The sequence below is a fragment of the Aureispira sp. CCB-E genome, assembly GCF_031326345.1.
GTDB lineage: Bacteria > Bacteroidota > Bacteroidia > Chitinophagales > Saprospiraceae > Aureispira.
The window spans coordinates 5,266,016-5,284,059 of sequence record NZ_CP133671.1 but is presented as its reverse complement, the minus strand read 5'-3'; the positions used below and the strand labels follow the sequence as shown (position 1 = coordinate 5,284,059).

General features: G+C 35.3%; 19 protein-coding genes and 1 tRNA gene. 13 read left to right on the top strand and 7 right to left on the bottom strand.

What is annotated here, in order from left to right:
- Positions 1–242 precede the first annotated feature (242 nt).
- Positions 243–986, bottom strand: coding sequence for a CDP-alcohol phosphatidyltransferase family protein (locus tag QP953_RS20670; RefSeq protein WP_309552808.1), 744 nt, complete (start codon positions 984–986; stop codon positions 243–245).
- A 232-nt stretch (positions 987–1,218) separates the two neighbouring features.
- A complete protein-coding gene (gene glyA, locus QP953_RS20665; protein ID WP_309552806.1) occupies positions 1,219–2,529 on the bottom strand; it encodes a serine hydroxymethyltransferase in 1,311 nt (436 codons plus the stop codon).
- 381 nt (positions 2,530–2,910) lie between these two features.
- On the opposite strand from glyA, the gene QP953_RS20660 reads away from it, so the two are divergent.
- From QP953_RS20660 to QP953_RS20630, 7 genes are all read left to right on the top strand, one after another.
- A complete protein-coding gene (locus QP953_RS20660; RefSeq protein WP_309552805.1) occupies positions 2,911–3,660 on the top strand; it encodes a superoxide dismutase in 750 nt (249 codons plus the stop codon).
- A 171-nt stretch (positions 3,661–3,831) separates the two neighbouring features.
- On the top strand, positions 3,832–4,293 hold the full coding sequence (locus QP953_RS20655; RefSeq protein ID WP_052591880.1) for a GNAT family N-acetyltransferase: 462 nt from the start codon (positions 3,832–3,834) through the stop codon (positions 4,291–4,293).
- A gap of 387 nt (positions 4,294–4,680) precedes the next feature.
- Positions 4,681–5,829: a S1C family serine protease gene (locus QP953_RS20650; RefSeq protein ID WP_052591882.1), complete on the top strand. Its 1,149-nt coding sequence runs from the start codon at positions 4,681–4,683 to the stop codon at positions 5,827–5,829.
- Between the two features lie 297 nt (positions 5,830–6,126).
- Entirely contained in the window at positions 6,127–7,473 is a 1,347-nt protein-coding gene (locus tag QP953_RS20645) for a sodium:solute symporter family transporter (RefSeq protein ID WP_309552803.1), read from the top strand.
- A gap of 106 nt (positions 7,474–7,579) precedes the next feature.
- Positions 7,580–7,653 (top strand) — tRNA-Arg (locus QP953_RS20640).
- A 202-nt stretch (positions 7,654–7,855) separates the two neighbouring features.
- Complete coding sequence (locus tag QP953_RS20635) at positions 7,856–9,019, top strand: site-specific integrase (RefSeq protein ID WP_309552800.1); 1,164 nt, start codon at positions 7,856–7,858, stop codon at positions 9,017–9,019.
- Between the two features lie 100 nt (positions 9,020–9,119).
- Positions 9,120–9,812, top strand: coding sequence for a hypothetical protein (locus QP953_RS20630; protein WP_309552798.1), 693 nt, complete (start codon positions 9,120–9,122; stop codon positions 9,810–9,812).
- 59 nt (positions 9,813–9,871) lie between these two features.
- On the opposite strand, the gene QP953_RS20625 is transcribed toward QP953_RS20630, so the two are convergent.
- The 5 genes from QP953_RS20625 to QP953_RS20605 form a co-directional block, all read right to left on the bottom strand.
- Positions 9,872–10,030 (bottom strand): hypothetical protein, encoded by a 159-nt coding sequence (locus QP953_RS20625; RefSeq protein ID WP_309552796.1) that lies wholly within the window; start codon positions 10,028–10,030, stop codon positions 9,872–9,874.
- Between the two features lie 274 nt (positions 10,031–10,304).
- The gene (locus QP953_RS20620; RefSeq protein WP_309552794.1) at positions 10,305–10,883 is read right to left on the bottom strand and encodes a hypothetical protein; all 579 of its coding nucleotides are present in this window, start codon (positions 10,881–10,883) and stop codon (positions 10,305–10,307) included.
- A gap of 35 nt (positions 10,884–10,918) precedes the next feature.
- Positions 10,919–12,091: a hypothetical protein gene (locus QP953_RS20615; RefSeq protein WP_309552792.1), complete on the bottom strand. Its 1,173-nt coding sequence runs from the start codon at positions 12,089–12,091 to the stop codon at positions 10,919–10,921.
- 237 nt (positions 12,092–12,328) lie between these two features.
- Complete coding sequence (locus QP953_RS20610) at positions 12,329–12,481, bottom strand: hypothetical protein (protein ID WP_309552791.1); 153 nt, start codon at positions 12,479–12,481, stop codon at positions 12,329–12,331.
- Positions 12,482–12,668: 187 nt separating this feature from the next.
- The gene (locus QP953_RS20605; RefSeq protein WP_309552790.1) at positions 12,669–13,052 is read right to left on the bottom strand and encodes a helix-turn-helix domain-containing protein; all 384 of its coding nucleotides are present in this window, start codon (positions 13,050–13,052) and stop codon (positions 12,669–12,671) included.
- A 535-nt stretch (positions 13,053–13,587) separates the two neighbouring features.
- Here QP953_RS20605 and QP953_RS20600 point away from each other — a divergent pair.
- From QP953_RS20600 to QP953_RS20575, 6 genes are all read left to right on the top strand, one after another.
- Complete coding sequence (locus QP953_RS20600) at positions 13,588–13,872, top strand: hypothetical protein (protein ID WP_309552789.1); 285 nt, start codon at positions 13,588–13,590, stop codon at positions 13,870–13,872.
- A gap of 122 nt (positions 13,873–13,994) precedes the next feature.
- Positions 13,995–14,315: a hypothetical protein gene (locus tag QP953_RS20595; protein ID WP_309552788.1), complete on the top strand. Its 321-nt coding sequence runs from the start codon at positions 13,995–13,997 to the stop codon at positions 14,313–14,315.
- Positions 14,278–16,002: a hypothetical protein gene (locus tag QP953_RS20590; RefSeq protein WP_309552787.1), complete on the top strand. Its 1,725-nt coding sequence runs from the start codon at positions 14,278–14,280 to the stop codon at positions 16,000–16,002. The genes QP953_RS20595 and QP953_RS20590 overlap by 38 nt, the downstream gene beginning before the upstream one ends.
- Positions 16,003–16,005: 3 nt before the next feature.
- A complete protein-coding gene (locus QP953_RS20585; RefSeq protein ID WP_309552786.1) occupies positions 16,006–16,488 on the top strand; it encodes a hypothetical protein in 483 nt (160 codons plus the stop codon).
- A complete protein-coding gene (locus QP953_RS20580) occupies positions 16,485–16,862 on the top strand; it encodes a hypothetical protein (RefSeq protein WP_309552785.1) in 378 nt (125 codons plus the stop codon). The genes QP953_RS20585 and QP953_RS20580 overlap by 4 nt, the downstream gene beginning before the upstream one ends.
- A gap of 36 nt (positions 16,863–16,898) precedes the next feature.
- Entirely contained in the window at positions 16,899–18,023 is a 1,125-nt protein-coding gene (locus QP953_RS20575; protein WP_309552784.1) for a hypothetical protein, read from the top strand.
- Positions 18,024–18,044 lie beyond the last annotated feature (21 nt).

The window sequence follows — 18,044 nt, the reverse complement described above, 5'->3', positions numbered from 1 at the left end:
CCTTATAAGGGGACTGAACGAAATATTTTATATTATTTTGTTCTAATTGGTTAATACAAATATAAATCAAAGCTGCACAGAAAGCAAGCCTAAAATACGAAAGGTGCATTTCAACTAATGAAAGTGACGTTTCAACTAATGAAAGTTACATTTGGGTAAACGAAGTGAATGAGATTCTATAGGAGGAAAAACAACATGAGATGACAAAGTAAGGACATTATTGGGCAAGAAGAGTGCATATTCTAAAATTCTCTTTTTTCTCTTTTCAACATTCCACCCATCCACAATACAATTGAAATTAAAATGTAAAATAAAATAATCAAACTTAATGCGGCTCCAAACTTAAACAAGCAAAAACACAGTATAGAAACAACAATAAAGGAGACTCTAATTTTGTTCCCTTTAAGTTCTAAGGATTTAAATTTAAAACTAAACATAGGGATTTCTGCAATTAAAAGATACGATAATATAGCAGAAATACTATATAGAAAGACCTCGTTAAGCACAACATTTCGCATCCCATATAAATTTCCTAACGTAATCAATAATAAACCAAGTACAAAGATAGTGCAAGCTGGAGTATTAAGCCCAACAAATCCTTCTGTTTGTCTAGTATCTAAGTTAAATTTTGCCAATCGAATACAAGAAAATAAGGTGACTAAGAAGCCAACTAATCCAACCAATGTAGACGTGTCTCCAAAATCTATTCCTGCTATTCCGTTTGCTTGATTAATCAAATAATACAACATTGCTCCTGGAACAACCCCAAACGATACCATATCTGCTAATGAGTCTAGTTCTCTTCCCATAGGAGAATTTACTTTGAGTAAACGTGCCAAAAGTCCATCAAAATAATCAGCTAACAAACTTACCGCAATGAAAAAAGGAACCATCTCTAATTGATTGGTAAAGATACTAATCAAAGCCAAACAACCACACAATAGGTTGGACAAAGTAACAGTATTGGGAATGTGTTTTTTTATCATAATTATTTTTGTTTAGCACAATTTCATAGCAATAAAACAAAATTAGTTGTCGACCAATAAGTTTGTTTTATTGGTTGGTATGAATTGGAAAGATAGCATTACATTTAAATTCCTGCGATTATAAGCTAATCTAGGACGAAAAAGTGGCAATTAATAAATTGCTTATTTATGATAATAGCTCGCTATACGCACTAGTATAGCGAACTATTTAATCAACGCAATTCTTTGATACTTACATAATATTTTCAACAATCATTTCTGCCTCATTGGAGGCAAATAATGGAAAGTTAGCCATATATTCGTTGATCTCAGAACGGACTTGGCTAATCGTATCTTCATCATTGATATTTGTTAGCACACGGTCTATCCACTCAACAGTTTTTAGACAATCAGCTTCTTTGAAGCCACGTGTAGTAATAGCCGAAGTTCCAACACGCATTCCCGAAGTAACAAAAGGAGATTCCGTGTCAAAAGGAACCATATTTTTATTTACTGTAATATCTGCTTTGATCAAGGTGTTTTCAGCATCTTTTCCAGTAACACCTTTCGCTCTTAAGTCCAATAACATCAAATGATTTTCTGTTCCACCAGAAATGACTTTGTACCCTTTTTCAACAAAAGCATTTGCCATTACTTGAGCGTTGGCAATCACTTGTTTTTGATAATTGATAAACTCAGGTTGTAATGCTTCGTGAAATGCTACTGCTTTGGCTGCAATAATATGCTCTAAAGGTCCCCCTTGTATTCCAGGAAAGACAGCTCCATTGAGCAATGTGCTAATCTTCTTAAGATTGCCACTTTTCTTCCAACGAATGTTAAACGGATTTTCAATATCTTTACCTGCCAAAATCATCCCTCCTCTAGGACCTCTTAACGTTTTGTGTGTCGTAGTAGTAACAACATGACAATATTCTAAGGGATTTTTTAGCAAACCTGCTGCGATTAATCCCGCAGGGTGCGCCATATCACACCATAGAAAAGCACCAACTTCGTCAGCAATCTCTCTAAAACGCTCGTATTCCCATTCTCTAGAGTAAGCCGATGCCCCACAAACAATCATCTGAGGGCGTTCTTTTTTCGCAATTTCAGCTACTCGATCCATGTTAATACGCCCTGTTTCTTCTTCAACACCATAAAAGAAAGGCTGGTAAATTTTTCCAGAGAAGTTAGCAGGAGAGCCATGTGTCAAATGTCCTCCATGTGCCAAATCAAACCCTAATACTTTATCGCCAGGGTTTAATGCCATCAAATAAACTGCTGCATTGGCTTGAGCACCTGAATGAGGTTGTACATTTGCATATTCAGCCCCATACAATTCGCAAGCTCTATCGATTGCCAACTGTTCGATTTTGTCAACGACTTCACAACCACCATAATATCGCTTCCCAGGGTATCCTTCAGCATATTTATTAGTTAAACAAGTGCCCATTGTTTCCATGACTTGCTTACTAACAATATTTTCAGAAGCAATTAATTCAATTCCCGCACTTTGGCGATTCCATTCTTCCTTAATTAAGTTTTGAATTTTGTTGTCTTTTAACATTCGTTAGCTCTTCTGAGTAGTTTTTATTGGTTCTTTGAAAATATAGTTTATTTATATATTGTGTTTTAATTATTAGATACAAATAAACTACTATGATGAATTGGTTAATATGATTACATAGCTGACCGCTTAAAGGTACAAAAACTGCTTTCAACTTTTTAATAAATCTTCATGTAACTTAGCTTTTCGTTATTGCCCAAACATTGAGAGACATTTAGCAGCTAATTCTAAAATTTATTTCATAAACTAAAACACAATTCAATCTTTCTTTGTTTTAGTTTCATATTTTTATATCCTTCGCTATCTTTAGTGATCGAAATTGCTTGGAAAGTAAATTGATTCATTGATAAAGATATTTACCATACTAATCTATACCTAATTATGAAAAAACGCGAATTTTTAAGAACTAGTGCCATGCTAACAATGGGGGCTTTTATGGCTCCATTAGTAGGATGTGATAACAATACACCTGATCAAGAACAAGAAACACCTAAGGAGAAAGAGCCTGAAAAAACGACGGTTTTTGAATTGCCAGAGTTGGGCTATGCATTCGATGCCTTAGAGCCTCATATTGATGCTCGAACAATGGAAATTCATCATGACAAACATCATGCGGGATATACCAAGAAATTTAACAAGGCATTAGAAGGTTCTCAATGGGCAGGAAAATCATTGAAGGAAATTTTGGCAGGAATTCAAGATAATGAGACAGATTTAGGGCTTCGTAATAACGGTGGTGGTTACTATAACCATAGCTTATTTTGGAAAGTAATTGGTCCTAATAAAGGTGGTGAACCTACTGGTGATTTGGCAGATGCCATCACACAATATTTTGGTACATTTGAAAACTTCTCCAACGAATTTAAAGATGCTGCCAAAACGCGATTTGGTTCTGGATGGGCTTGGTTGATTCAAGAACCTAGTGGCAAATTGGCGGTGACAGATACCGCCAACCAAGACAATCCGTTGATGTCTAATATAGTCGGACAAGTAGGGACGCCCATACTTGGTTTGGATGTATGGGAACATGCTTACTATTTAAATTATCAAAATAGAAGAGGGGATTATATCAATGCCTTTTTTAACTTAATCAACTGGGAAGAAGTTGCCAAAAATTTAGCAGCGATCTAATCAACGACCACGAAGTAGCAGCGCAGCTAACTACTAATTTAAACAACTAGTTTCCGAATTTTAGGAACTAAAAACCTACCTAAGCAGTTTCGTCTAGGTAGGTTTTTCTTTTTATTATAATCCACGATTACAGTGTAAAAGCGTAGTTAAGGATTCAACTTTGGATACATTATGATTACTATAGAAACATATACACTTGAACACAAAGCAGCTTGCTTATCTATTTTTAAAAGTAATATGCCGAAATATTTCTTGTTGGAGGAATTTAATGATTTTGATAAATGGTTGGAGAAACAAGCGTTGGATGGTCGTTACTTTGTTGCTTTGAAAGATCATCAAGTAGTTGCTTGTGGCGGTTATTTTTATGACGATGAGCGGAATAAAGCGGGACTATCGTGGGGAATGGTTGAGGCGCAATTACATGGAACAGGTATTGGTAGCCAATTGACTACTTTCCGAATAAAAAAAATGAAGGCAGAGTTTCCTGGGCATATTTATATGATAGATACCTCGCAGCACACGGCTCCCTTTTATGAGAAAATGGGTTTTGTTACCAAGGAGGTCACACCAAACGGCTTTGGAGAAGGATTGGATAAATATTATATGGAAATAAGCCCCAATTTGCCGACCTAATTCTTAAAAATTCTTAACATTTTGAGCAGCAATAATGAATGGGATAAAAGAATAAAGTACTAGAGAATGCTATTTTTGTTTCTGATAATGAGTGTTTTGTGTCTTTGTGTTTTGCTAGTGCCAATAGTACACGATGAACTAAAAAATATCATTTTACGCTAACAAACTTAAAATCTTGTTAATCTCATATAGAAAAACAACTCTGATTTAAAAAGTGGCGTTTATAGTAGTGTAATTCAAAAAGAATACGCTAGTAAAATAATAGTTGGTGAATTGAAATTGTTTGTAATCATAGTTTAAAACCGACAAACAATTGTCCGATAACTTATTTTGTTTCAGCGTATACAAGAACGTTAATACTACATACACACAATAAATAGGAGATATATGAAAAATAACTTAGTTTCTTTAGTTTTAGCTAGTGCTATGGGAGGTGCTATGGCATTGGGAGGTTCCTATCTACTAAATCCTCCAACAGATGTACAAACCATTCAAGTTTCGACAGAACAACAACCCGTTGTACAACAACCAGCAGCACAGAAATTGGTGCACAACCAAGGAACGTTAGGGCGTCCTGAAAGTTTTGCTGATGCGGCTGACCGTGCTATGCCCGCTGTTGTTAATATTACATCAATTACGGAACACCGAGCTAGAAATGAAAGAGAACGAAGGTATTACCAGTTTTTTGGCAGTCCAGGTCCCTCCAAATCTACAGGATCGGGGGTTATTATTAGCGAAAAAGGTTATATCGTTACCAATAATCATGTTATTAAGGATGCTACCAAAGTAGATGTCTTGTTAAGTGATAATAGAAAGTTTGAGGCAGAAGTAATGGGGACAGATCCTTCTACAGATCTCGCTGTCCTAAAAATTACAGGAGATAATTTACCTGTTATTGACTTAGCTAATTCTGATGAAGCAAGGGTAGGAGAATGGGTGTTAGCAATCGGAAATCCATTTGAGTTGAGCTCAACAGTCACCGCAGGAATTATTAGTGCCAAAGGAAGAGATATTAGTATCCTAAATGGACAATACAGCATTGAGTCTTTTATTCAAACGGATGCTGCTGTCAATCCAGGAAATAGCGGTGGTGCATTGGTGAATGCTGATGGCAAATTAATTGGGATCAATACAGCAATCTATGCACCTTCTGGAACCTATGCTGGTTATTCTTTTGCAGTGCCTATTAATTTAGTAAAAAAAGTCATGCAAGACCTAATAGATCATGGTGAAGTAAAACGAGCGTTTTTAGGTATTATGATTCAAAGTGTGGATAGTGATATGGCTAAAGAGTTAGATTTGGCTGTAACAGAAGGGGTCTATGTCAGTGAATTGATAGAAGGAGGAGCTGCGATTCAGTCTGAATTAAATACAGGAGATGTTATTACAAGAATCAATGGAATTCAAACTTCCTCTGTTCCTAAATTGCAAGAACAAATTGGAAGTAAAAATCCAGGAGATGACATTGTTGTAACGGTCAATCGAAGAGGGCAGCCCAAAGATATTGTTGTCAAATTAAAAACAAGAGAAGAATAATGGAGTTATTAGACGTTAATTATTGACTGACAAAATTAGTGTCTAATAGCACAGTGTTCAACTGTATTATAAAAATATAAAGAATTATAGTGTTTTAGGAAGGTTCTTAATGTTGTGCGCAGTCTGTGGTGGGCTGCGCATTTTTTTGTCTAATTAGAATAAATTAGATACATTTGTGCGTTATCAATTGATCGTTTGTTATTTTTTTAGTTTTTACAAAAACTAATTCTGATTGTTAAGCCAATACAATTTACAATAGACGAACGAATCAATAATATTCCCTATAAAAACACGACAATGGAAATCTATATTTTTATCAGTATATATGTCATTCTAATTATTGGTATTTCCTATTTTTACTCCAAAAATGGCTCTGATGAAGACTATTTAATTTCTGGAAGAGATCGCAATGAATTTAATATTTTAGCCTCTAAATTTGCAGGTGCTGTAGGAGTTAGTACATTTATTACTTACACTAGTTACACCTATAAATTTGGTCCTTGGGGCGTTATTCCATTAATTTTAGGAGTAGTAGTGGGATATAGCGTCTTTGCCTTTTGGGCAGCTCCTAAAATAAAACAATTTTCTACGATTGGGCAGCAATTTTATACCCAAGGAGATCTAGTGCGTTTTATCACCAACAACAATACGACTAGTTTGCTAACTAATGGGATTACTATTAGTATACAGTTTTTTTGGATTCTATTATCGTTAGTTGGGGGAGCAAAAGTAATCGCCTATTTTGATTTACTCACTTACGAAGTAGCTCTAATTTTTACGGCCTCTATTGTACTTCTGTACATTCTTTTCTCTGGATTTAAGGCTGTTATTATCACAGATGTATTTCAAAGCATTATTATTCTAATTTTATTAGGAATTATTGTGTACAGTGTCTTATCCAACGATCAGTTTTCGATTCCTGAATTAATCGCAACTCCACCTTTAGAGCCTGTAAAGACTAAAGATATTATTGGGTTGATGCTTTATGGAAGTTTGTCGGTATTTGGTTTGGCAGATCGTTATCAACTTTGTTATGCTGCGAAGGACGTTCAAGCTGCCAAACGCGGAATGAGTTGGGCGCTTATTCCCATTATAATCATTGTTTTTTTACTAATGTTTGTTGGATTGGCCGCACTAAAACAAAATAATGCGTTGGATTATGATAATGCCTTTATATATGCCATGCAAAACTTGCTGTCGCCGAGTTTTTACCCTGTTTTATTAGTGTTGTTTTTTGCAGGACTTATGAGTTCTGCCGATACAAATATTTTTGCGGTAGCTTCTCATACTAGTTTAACACTAGCTCCTAATGCTCCCAACAAAGTACAAAATACACGTTGGATTACCGTTTTGGTAGTATTGCTTGCAACAGGGATTGCTTTTGTTTGGCAAAGTATTGTTGATATTACCATCGTTGGTGCGGCTATGCGAATTACAATTGCTATTCCTATGATTTATATCATTAGCAGAGGGAATAACACTGGACGCTTTATTGCTTGTACCTTGGGAGGTGTGTTGGGATTAATGGTTGGCTTAATCCTATTTGGTGCTCAGCCTAGCATTGTATTGTTAGTACTTTTAGGGTCTATATTAGGACTCCTATATAAGAGTGAAAATGATGCGCTCTTTTGGGGAAATAGATGATTTGATATGAATCAAACTAAAAATCAAATTAATTCTACTCTAAAAGAACTCTAATTTGACTATTTTTGTATCTTTGCTAACCATCTTCTTTATATAGAAGTTACTTGCCTGCATAGCTCAACTGGATAGAGTGTTGGTTTCCGGAGCCAAAGGTTACAGGTTCGAATCCTGTTGTGGGCGCTACTCAGACTGTCAAAAGTCTACATTTAGCAGCATAAAACATAGGCTACATCGCTGTTTCAGCCGTTTAATGCTGCTTTTATTTTTTGTTCGCTTTTCTCTCTTTTACATCTGTTAACATCTGTTTACAGGGCTTTTTGTTCTTCGTTTGTTCACCAAATAGAAGGCTTTTTCCGTAGCTTTCTATAAAAAAGAACAAACTATGATTCAATTTTCTGTTGTCCACAACTACAAAAACAAACTCCGAAAGAACGGAACTGGACTAATTCAAATCAGAGCTTACACAAAAGGCCAATGTAAATTCTTCTCTACTGGAATTTATGTTACCCCCTTTCAATGGAGCAAACGACTCAAGCAAGTTATTGATCATCCCAACACTTTTCAATACAATGCTGAAATTAGAAGACAAATTAATGCACTAGAAGCCTTTGCTTTGGATTGCATCAAAAAGAACGGCGTCATTACTATTAATCAGGTAGAAGATTTCTTTCGTTATGAAGATGTAGAGTCTTTTACTGACTTTTGGCGTTGCGAACTTGCTGCAGATACCAAACTATCTAAAGAAACGAAGGGGAAACACAAAGCTGCGCTCAATCATTGGACTGACTTTCGAAAAGATGTTCAATTCTCAGAATTGAATTTTAACTTGATTCACGATTTTGATACCTTCTTATATAAAAAGAATTTGCACACCAATACCGTATTCACACATCACAAACAAGTACGCAAATACATTAATTTGGCTATTAGTAAAGGAAGCTTTGAAGCGCATAAAAATCCATACTTAAAATTTAAGCCTAAAACGGTCGCTACTGAGCGCCTAGTATTGGTCTGGGAGGAAGTTGAGCGCTTAGAAGCCTTGAGTTTTTCTCCCAAAGAGTCTTATCTGGAGTTAATTCGAGATATGTTTTTGTTTTCTTGTTATACAGGTTTGCGTTTTTCAGATGCTTGTAATATTCAACACCAAAACATTGAACAGGAAAAAGAAGGTCTGCTCCTAAACATCATTGCCCAAAAGACAGGCAAGCAACTTTTACTTCCTTTGTACAAATTGCACTTGAAGAAACCTGAGCAGCTCATCCAAAAACATTTAATTTCTGGCGCAGCTCCTCATGTCCTAGTTTTTCATCAATATACCAATCAATATTTTAATCGAACGTTGAAATTGTTGGCGGCTCGTGCTGGGATTAATAAGGCAATTAGCAGCCATGTGGCTCGGCATACCTTTGCGACTCATTTAGCTTCTAAAATTCCATTACATGTTCTGAAGTCGATTTTACAACATTCCAAGATTGAAACAACTATGATTTATTTGCACCTTTCCAATAAGGTGGTAAATGATGCTTTGGATGGGGTGGATTGGTAAAACTCATCTTTTAGGGTAGGTTAAATTTATCCTAAGTAGGGTAGCTTTATTCTTTTTCACAGCTACCCTAACTATTTTTGTCCACCTAAATAATAAATCTATGTTAATTATTATACTTCTTATGTCTTTGATGTTGTCTATCAATACTGTAACGGTAGGACAATCCACTAAAGTAGGAATTATTGATACTGCTTACGTCAATAAAAATATAGTATTGCAAACATGGATAAAAGAAGATTTACAAAGTCTTGTCGATTACCTAGAGGATTCTGTTCTTCTCCCTCAACATAAAGAAATAGAAGATTTTTATCAAGATGTTTTAGAACAGAGTGATAGATGTGATTTGGGGGATCCTTTTCTCTTAGTTGATTTAGAACGTCAACTCCAGGAGTGGCAAATAACCTTTAACTCTTTGCTTCGGGCGTGTGATACTACCTTGATAAACTATGAGAAAAAATTGCTCAAGATAAAAGAGGATAAACTAAAACAAGCTGTTAATGCTTTGGTTGATGAAAATGAATTAGAATATATCGTTTATTCTGAAGGTCTGTTATTTTCTAATATTGAAGTAGATAAATATCATTTCTCAGCTCAGATTTCCATAAGACTGAATAATAACTTAGACTACGATGAATGGGAGCAAATGTCAACTGTTTTAAAGGATGAACTTATACAGAATTTGCATTCAAAAGGACACTTTTTATCTGTTAAAACCAGGCTATCCGACATTTATACTTATGCCTTACTTACAAAAATGTTCTTTGTTTTATATTACTTTTATCATTTACCCTAAATATGGAGAGTAAATAAAAAAATACTGAGCAGGAGGGTTTCCCGCTCAGCATTTCTAAATTACTTTTTACCTTTCTGATTCGGATTCATCTGCTTTCCTTTATTACCATTGGCTTTTCCATTAGCTTTATTATTACCAGGTGTTCCTTTGTTTGGATTTGATTGATTTGATTTGTGATTTAAATTAGATTGCTTCGGATTATTATTTTTGTTAGACATAACTAAGTTGTTTTTAAATTAAAAAATGTTTATTTTGGACAAAACAATGCGGACCCTCAATTATGAGGTTTATATTGCCAGCCTTAATCAAATGAATGTAGTACTAATACATTAGATGTGTTGTTTCATCCTTGTAATGTAAAGATACGACAGTCAAAAACACTTTTCAAATAGCTATTTTGTAAGTCGTCAAATAGGGACAGTGAGTTGTCAAATAAATTCCTCAAACACTTATAAACTCACTAAAATTAATTTCAAAAATAGCAGTAGATTATCAAAAAATATATTCCTCTGTTGCCAGCTCTATAGATTCTGTCATTTTCTTATAGATATCTTTTGAAATTGCTAATTCTTCTCCGTTCACTAATTGAACATGATAACTATAGTTATAAGTTTGTAACCCCTTTCTTGAAACACCAATAATAGCAGCTCTATTAATTACATAACTTTGAGTATGTATAAAAGAAGTCATTTTTTTGTTATTTAAACGATCTTTTATCTTTTTTAAACCTAGATTATTAGTTATCGTAAATACAGAATCTCGAAATAATAGTTTTACTTTATTAGCAGAAGCATAGAAAATCTGTGATGGGTAAATGTATTGATATTCAATGTTCTTGTCCTTTTTGTCACTTATTTTCATTGCTATTGGACGATTATCATGAGGGTCCAAAAAATCAATCCTTCCTTCTAATAAACGTTCAGGGGAAAGAGTAGCTGTTTTAACAGAAATATTACTTAAAATTGCTTCTGCAAGATTATTTTTATCAATATACCAAACTACGTATATACTAAATATTGAAATGCAAGCAATTCCCAAAACATAGAATATTAATTTAAATAAAGTTTTCATTTGTATAAGTTTTGTATCTAAAAGCTTGTTAACGACTATTTTCGAGTTAATTTCAAATAATTCACTTTTGCAACAACTTCCTCTCCTTTCTCATTCGTGTATTTCATTTCTGCTAGGTGGCGACTGTCATCCAGACCAACAACAATGCCTTCTATAGATTCTTTTCCTTTTGTCCAAGTTAACGTTTCTCCAACCTCGTATTTATACTTAGCAATTTCTTCTTTCCAACTAGACAATAGTCTATCATATTTGGACTGATCCATCTTCGAAAGATCTAGATAATCGATCATTTTAACCTTTTCATCTCCATAAACATCTAAGTACTCAACTGTAGCCCTGTGAGACTTATTATCTAAAGCTTTTACCAAACCAAATTTAGATTCTTTCTTCTCTGCCCACCCAACTGGCTCTCCTAGCTTATACTTGTATTTATCCGTTTCTTTTTTCCAGTTACTAGCCAACTCATTGTATTTACTTTCTTCTATAATAGATACATCAAGATAAGGAACATCTCTATTCTTCTTTTCATCGTAAATATCCAAATACTCAATTGTTGCCTTATGTGATTTATCATTCAATAAACGAATGATTCCAAACTGAGATTTATTTTTCTCCTTCCAAATAGCAAATTGCCCAACCTCATATTTATATTTTTCTATTTCTTTGGCTTGCTCTGCCATCTTTTCTTTATATTGTTCCTCTGTTAATGGAGTTACATGTACCATCTTTCGTTCAATTACTTTCTCATCTCCATAAATATCTAGATACTTAAATGTTACTCGTTGGCGATAAGTATTTATTTCTACTACTTCACCATAAAGTAATTCTTTGCCACTTTTAAAAATAAGTTTGTCTCCTATTCTAAAGCCTACACCTGAGATCTCCATATCCCTGAACTTAATAAACTCTACTTCTGATAAATCGGGGGAAACAATCAAGCCATTAAAATAGGGGTAATGCTTTCTCATTTTTTTGATGAATTTGGAGAAACCTTCGCTAGGATCTCCATTAAAAATACCTGATGGCATTTTTTCAGTGCGAATATGGTCGTATTCGTTGTAAGGTGTGGTTAATACAAAAACATAGCAGCCTTGTATTTTCTTACCTACTTTTGCTAGGGAAAAATCTTTTTTTTCTTCTTTGTTTTCTTGCCCCAATATGGTATTCGTAAGAGCAAATAGCAACAACAGCACTAAAAACTTATTCATAAGTGTGTGGGTTTTTATCATTTCCTTATACAGCGTATTTATAGGAATATGACCATTAACAATTAAATCAATTTGAGAGTAAAAATAATTGTTTTAAATTAATACACGATAAAATATATATAAATATTATTCTATGTTTCCTGATGAAATTATATTTATCCTTCACACATAACAAAATAAAAAAGCGACAAAGAGCAGCAGCTCCAGTCGCTTTCATTCAGTTTTCTAGTTTTTAATCTACTCCTTTTTAACTCTTTGGTAAGTTTCTAATATTGACTTCCCTTTTTGCAAGTGAGAAGAGTCTTGGAGTTCTTTTTCTTGCTCCTCTTGGCGGATTGTTTTCAGGTTTCGAACCATTTCTTTGGTTCTGATGATGAGTTTTTTTAGCAAGTTTGTCTGTTTTTGGTGAACAAAATGCGCACAAACCAACTTGTTTGGACATAAAAATAGCAACTAGATCGTTGCTTATAAATCGATTATTCTTTGGGCACCACAAAATTGATTCATGAGCATTATAAATAACACAGAAAATCTTGGCTTCGTTCGATTATATCGGGGTTTTGTAGTTTTTTTTATATCATTTTTTATGGACTTCTTTTTCAAGTTCTTCTATTTTTTGCTCTAATATGGCAATGTATTTATCCATTGTTTCGCCTCGTTTTTTGCTCTCTTCATTAGATTGCTCTAGGGCTTCTATTATCTTCGTTAACTGCTCTAAGTCTTTATTTTTTACTGGCGTTGTATCTTGGGAAATAAACATTTCTCCTTCTCCAGTTAATACCCAATTACTATTGACATTAAATTTTTCAATTAGAGGGATTAATACCTTATGACTTGGATAGTTTTCGCCATTTATAATGCGAGCGATTGAAGGTTGGGAAACACTAATTTGCTTTGCTAGGTTTGAACCATTGGTTTCTAGTGCAAATAACAATTTTTTAAACCGTTCTTGTACAGTCATTTAAGAGATATTAAAAAAAATAAAAACAACAAAAAAGAATAAAAATAAACGATAATGTTGTTTTTTATTCAAAAATGAATTAATTTTGTTTTAACAAAGTAATACAGCAGTCAAACTAAACTTACTTTGTAGGATAATAAATAAACGTCTAATAACAATTGGTTTACTTATTTATTAAAATAAGATATGACCTTTTGTTGTGCTAAACTATGTAGACTAATGTAGACAAATGTAGACGAATATCCGAGAAATGAACCTAAAAATTTTAATTCATCTTGGGTGGTGAATGGAATTGGGCGTACCAAAGAGGTATTGCGGAAGTACTGTGGGGACAGTTCATCGGCAACTAGGAGGCAGCTTCTAGCGTCCAACAAAACAATACAAGATCTAGTGTTCTAACAGGTTAGAGCCTTTCAGAAGGTTGAGTTCGATTCTCTTCACTAGAGCAATCCGTTTTTATTTAATGCAAGGTTTCAAAGTACTTTTAAATCATTGATTTATTGGTTATGGCGAAGCCTTGCCCAAAACCAAACAGATGAAGAAAAACTCAACAGACAAAGACAAAACAGAAGACAAACAAACATTTTACCAATATGTGTTAAGAACCGTTTCGGTAGCGGACTTTAACACATTACCTGATGCATTAGGAATTAGTAAGCGGATGACAACCGTTCGCTTAATGCAGCCAAATAAAATGACATTTTCCATGATTCAAAAGCTTGCTCCTTTCCTTAAAGACGACTTAGAATCTTTGGTCAATCAATATGAGCTGGGTTATGATCAACTTACAGCTCGTGAATATACAAAACTATTTCTTTAACCAAACCTGAATGAATGAAGTAAAAAAGCTAAGTAAAAAGAGATTAAAACAAAAAATTAAATCAATGCTCCAGGAGAATTCAGCGGTTCTTCTGGAGCCCTTGCCACTAAAATCAATATAATATGACCGAAGCAGGAGAGCAAAAGAAAATGCAATCAATCAGTGAAGAAAATATTTCTATTCTAGCTTTGAAAAGAGAATTAGATGAGTTGAAACAGTTTGTTAAGAACCTTGTCGAACACAATGAAAAGGATACCATTCTTACCACTAAAGAGGCGGCTAAAATTTTGGGATTAAAACCAAGAACACTTCGAATGTATAATGATACCATGAAACTATGCGGTTTTAGATATACTAAAAATGGGCCTTTGTTTTTTAAGCGGGCTTTGGTAGTCAAATATCGAGATGAAAACCTACATCATGCGGCTTATTTTAAAGATTAAATTTATTCCTTTTGGCAATAGAGAAGCGATCAGGCAGGGAAGATTGTCTATCCGCAGCAATCAAAGGAGTTCGATTCTCCTTCTGATCTCAAGGAAGCAAGTAAAACTTGCGAGTTACGGCGACTTATATGCCGATGGGTGCGGCTCTGAGCGGCACCCTATTTTTAAACCATACATTATAACAAACACACAAATGGTTGGAGAACCCCAGTTAACAAAATTTCATGAATGGTCAATGTATGATCTATTGGACAGAAAGGCAACCTTAGAAAAAGCCTACGACTTGATGGAAATCTATCAACGAAAATGGCTGCGCACACACAAACGAGGTGGCATGGTAGCCAGTGTTCACGATGTTTTACAAGCCATTCTTTCTATTCTGCCTCGTACGATGGAGGACATGAAAAAAGAACAGCCCAATGTATTTGGATGGGCAGTATATAGCCAAGAGTTTTTCTGTTTTACGAACAACGAATACTTGGCTTCGATGGTCAATAAACAAGCGGCTCGACCTATTTTACAAATCAGTGGTCGTACGGTTCGAAATTGTATTAAAAAGCTCTTAGAAGCTCAAATTTTGACACAAAAGGTGAACTTTGTGCACACAGGAAAGAACTATCCAGAGCCGATGCATGAAGATCCTAACGGGCGAGGTTATTTCAAATTAGTTGTAAATAAAGACATCTTGGTTTGGGGCGAAACGATGGCAGAAGTGGCGGGAGAAGCGGCTCAATCGGACAGTCCTGGAACCCCGATAAATACTAATAGTGTACCATCTTTTCCGCAGATGTATTCTATATTAGATAATAAGGATACATTAAAACAATATAAAACACCAGCTGCAATTGTGAATAAGGCTTCTGCTGTCGCAGAGCTGAATTCTTTGGCTAATGAGGGTACAGAGCAAGGAAGCAAATTGAACTTGCCTACTGATCCAACTAATTTGCCTGTTAATTTTGCGCCAAAAGTATTTATTCCGACCAAAACCACGGATAAAGAAGAATTTTTTGCTCAACAGCTGTTCGAACAAGCTCGAGTGGCACTTTGGGGCGGTAAAAACTTCAATGCGCTTCAACAAATACAAGCCATTGACTTTTTGAGATCCCACTTGAGACTAACTCGAGATTTTGTACAACACTTTAGAAAACAAAAGATTGAAGCCTTTAAAGATTCCGATTATTATCAAAAACAAGGCAAAAACCCCAAACGTCAATGGAAGATATTAAACGAGTGGTTTGTCTCCAAACTTCCCCCAACAGAGCTGTCAGCGGTTCGAATAGTGGCCGAAGCGATCCAGAAACAGCGAGAAAATGGGCTAAAGAGAGGCTATTTGAACAAGCTTTATGCCCCCCAGTTCTATTTTACTTCAGAGAATTGGACCAAAGCCTTGGATTATTCCAAAGACGATTTTATGAAGCTGTACACCCAATTTGGTGCTCAAAATAGAAGCTTATCTTATTATCAAATGGTGATGGAACACATTCACAAATCACATACCGCCACCTTACAGGCTCTAAAGGATGGAACAACGCCTCAATATGCAATGAATGTCACAGAAAAAGCCTGGAGAAAAATTAGAAGTCTAATTGCTCAAGCACCACCTGAAGTGAGCCAAGCTCAAAAAGACAAACTTATTCGAAAATTTAAAGACCGTTTACAACCAATTTTTTCCAATCAAATCTCTTAAGACATGCCAACAGTAAGCAACCAATTCAAACTAGGTCGAGATTCTTTGACCTACTTAGCGATTAAATACCCCCATCAAAAAGATGCTTTCAAACGCTATTCAATGGATCATAAAACACCAAACAACCCACAACGAGGGATTAGCCGTTTGGAGCGAGTATTTTTACAACAAAAGCCTTTTGAATGGGCGGTTTTGTATGATAATAAAACGGGCAAAATTTTGGCTTATTACCACCCAACAACAGGCACCGAACAACTCGATAAAACAAGTTATTACAAAGCCTTGGGGAGATCTTCGTTAAAACTATACTTGATTTATACGGCTGCTTATAGACGGCGAACAGGTCGCACCAAAGGCTTGAGTATCTCGATTGATTCAATAGAAGAAGTTGCTCAATATTGGAATCAAGACGTAGAGCGGATCATGGTTTACCAAAATGGACAACATACGCATAATTTTATCAAAGGACAATTTTTTAGAGTATGACCTATTATCAAGCCATTGAGCAAATCAAGGTTCTACATATTCCAATCAAACTGACTTTGAAAGATTGGATCTACTTGGCAAAAATGCTGCTCCCCTTCTCTGCTCCAGAACCTGCGGATGATTTTATACAAAAAGGTTGGAGAGCGGCCTTGATTCAGATTATTATCAAAATCAGCAAACGACAGGAGAAACACTGGCAAAACGAAGCTAAAATCTATCGAATCCAACTCACACCAACAGAAAAATATGCTTTGGAAGAGCTGCTTTACAACTACGACCCAAGTGATCTTTATTTAAGGACGATCTTCTACGAAATCAAAGTACAATTGGAACAATTTGACCACCATAAAAAAAGGATCCCTAGCGGCAACTAGGAATCCTCTTAGACAAATTCTTAAAAAAACAAATTTATGACATCTTTTGCAGAAAATCCACACAACAAGCAGCGTAAAGTTCAAAATTACGCCATTTTCAATTGGTCTTTAAACAAGACATTAGAACAGAAATTTGAACACAAAAACTTTGCCCATCGTTTTGCTTGGGCAAATCGAGCCTTTTTAGGCATGGGCATGATTGCACAGCTGGCAAGTTTAACGACAGCATTTACCATGCTTTCTTATCTATTTCTCAATATTCATTGGGTGATTCGAATCGCTTGCTCCATTGCTTTGGTGATTATGATTGAGGTCATCAAACGAGAATCAACCGATGATGTGATGAAGGGCTTATTTCAGTACAAAGAGGTAGAACGTTTTTCTGCTCTCTTGGCAATCGTAGCGGTTGGGGCAAGTATTTACATTTCGATAGAAGGCGCTAAAATTCTCCCTTCCCTACTGGTCGAAGAAGCGACTCCTCAAGCACCTGCTTTAAAATCTTCTGAAGGGATTGTTTCTGATTATGATAATCGAATGGCAGCGCTCGAGATACAACGGGATAATTTTCGGAATACCAGATTGTACAAAGGGCGTTTGGCTCGAAAAGATTCTAAAGTGGTGCAAGAATACAATGAAAAGATTGAAGCGACTCAAGCTCAAAAAGACGCTGCTCTGGCGGCTCTTTTACTCGAGAACCAAGTCATCGAACAAAAGGCATTGGAGGATTTTGAATCTAGGAAATCTACCATGACTTTGGAGCGAGAAAAATTGAGTACACAATTGGTTCGAGCAGCCATTGGTTTTGAGTTGTTGTTTCTACTTTCTATGGGCTTTTCTTGGTGGTATTATACCGAATGTGAGAAGGAGAAAAAGGAAGGGAATATTGCTCAAGTAGCAGCTGCTTATACTCCTTCTGCGGTTCAAGAGGAAGAAAAAATCCAAGTTCCAGAAGATGCTCATCAAGCTCCTAGCATCAATAAAATAGGCTTCATTAATTATGAAGAAGTGGAACAAAAACAACTTCAAGAAATAGAAAAAGTAAAGAAGGAATATACTCGTATTTGCCCTCAATGTGGTACGGGGTTTATTCACAAATCCCACAACCATACTTATTGTACTCGTAGCTGTATGCTTGAGGCTCGAGAACAACGAGCAGAATGAGAAGCCCTATTTTACGAAGAA

Coding starts and splice junctions, on each gene's coding strand:
- QP953_RS20670 (WP_309552808.1), bottom strand. CDS start 986: ATGATAAAAAAACACATTCCCAATACTGTTACTTTGTCCAACCTATTG.
- glyA (WP_309552806.1), bottom strand. CDS start 2,529: ATGTTAAAAGACAACAAAATTCAAAACTTAATTAAGGAAGAATGGAAT.
- QP953_RS20660 (WP_309552805.1), top strand. CDS start 2,911: ATGAAAAAACGCGAATTTTTAAGAACTAGTGCCATGCTAACAATGGGG.
- QP953_RS20655 (WP_052591880.1), top strand. CDS start 3,832: ATGATTACTATAGAAACATATACACTTGAACACAAAGCAGCTTGCTTA.
- QP953_RS20650 (WP_052591882.1), top strand. CDS start 4,681: ATGAAAAATAACTTAGTTTCTTTAGTTTTAGCTAGTGCTATGGGAGGT.
- QP953_RS20645 (WP_309552803.1), top strand. CDS start 6,127: ATGGAAATCTATATTTTTATCAGTATATATGTCATTCTAATTATTGGT.
- QP953_RS20635 (WP_309552800.1), top strand. CDS start 7,856: ATGATTCAATTTTCTGTTGTCCACAACTACAAAAACAAACTCCGAAAG.
- QP953_RS20630 (WP_309552798.1), top strand. CDS start 9,120: ATGTTAATTATTATACTTCTTATGTCTTTGATGTTGTCTATCAATACT.
- QP953_RS20625 (WP_309552796.1), bottom strand. CDS start 10,030: ATGTCTAACAAAAATAATAATCCGAAGCAATCTAATTTAAATCACAAA.
- QP953_RS20620 (WP_309552794.1), bottom strand. CDS start 10,883: ATGAAAACTTTATTTAAATTAATATTCTATGTTTTGGGAATTGCTTGC.
- QP953_RS20615 (WP_309552792.1), bottom strand. CDS start 12,091: ATGAATAAGTTTTTAGTGCTGTTGTTGCTATTTGCTCTTACGAATACC.
- QP953_RS20605 (WP_309552790.1), bottom strand. CDS start 13,052: ATGACTGTACAAGAACGGTTTAAAAAATTGTTATTTGCACTAGAAACC.
- QP953_RS20600 (WP_309552789.1), top strand. CDS start 13,588: ATGAAGAAAAACTCAACAGACAAAGACAAAACAGAAGACAAACAAACA.
- QP953_RS20595 (WP_309552788.1), top strand. CDS start 13,995: ATGACCGAAGCAGGAGAGCAAAAGAAAATGCAATCAATCAGTGAAGAA.
- QP953_RS20590 (WP_309552787.1), top strand. CDS start 14,278: ATGAAAACCTACATCATGCGGCTTATTTTAAAGATTAAATTTATTCCT.
- QP953_RS20585 (WP_309552786.1), top strand. CDS start 16,006: ATGCCAACAGTAAGCAACCAATTCAAACTAGGTCGAGATTCTTTGACC.
- QP953_RS20580 (WP_309552785.1), top strand. CDS start 16,485: ATGACCTATTATCAAGCCATTGAGCAAATCAAGGTTCTACATATTCCA.
- QP953_RS20575 (WP_309552784.1), top strand. CDS start 16,899: ATGACATCTTTTGCAGAAAATCCACACAACAAGCAGCGTAAAGTTCAA.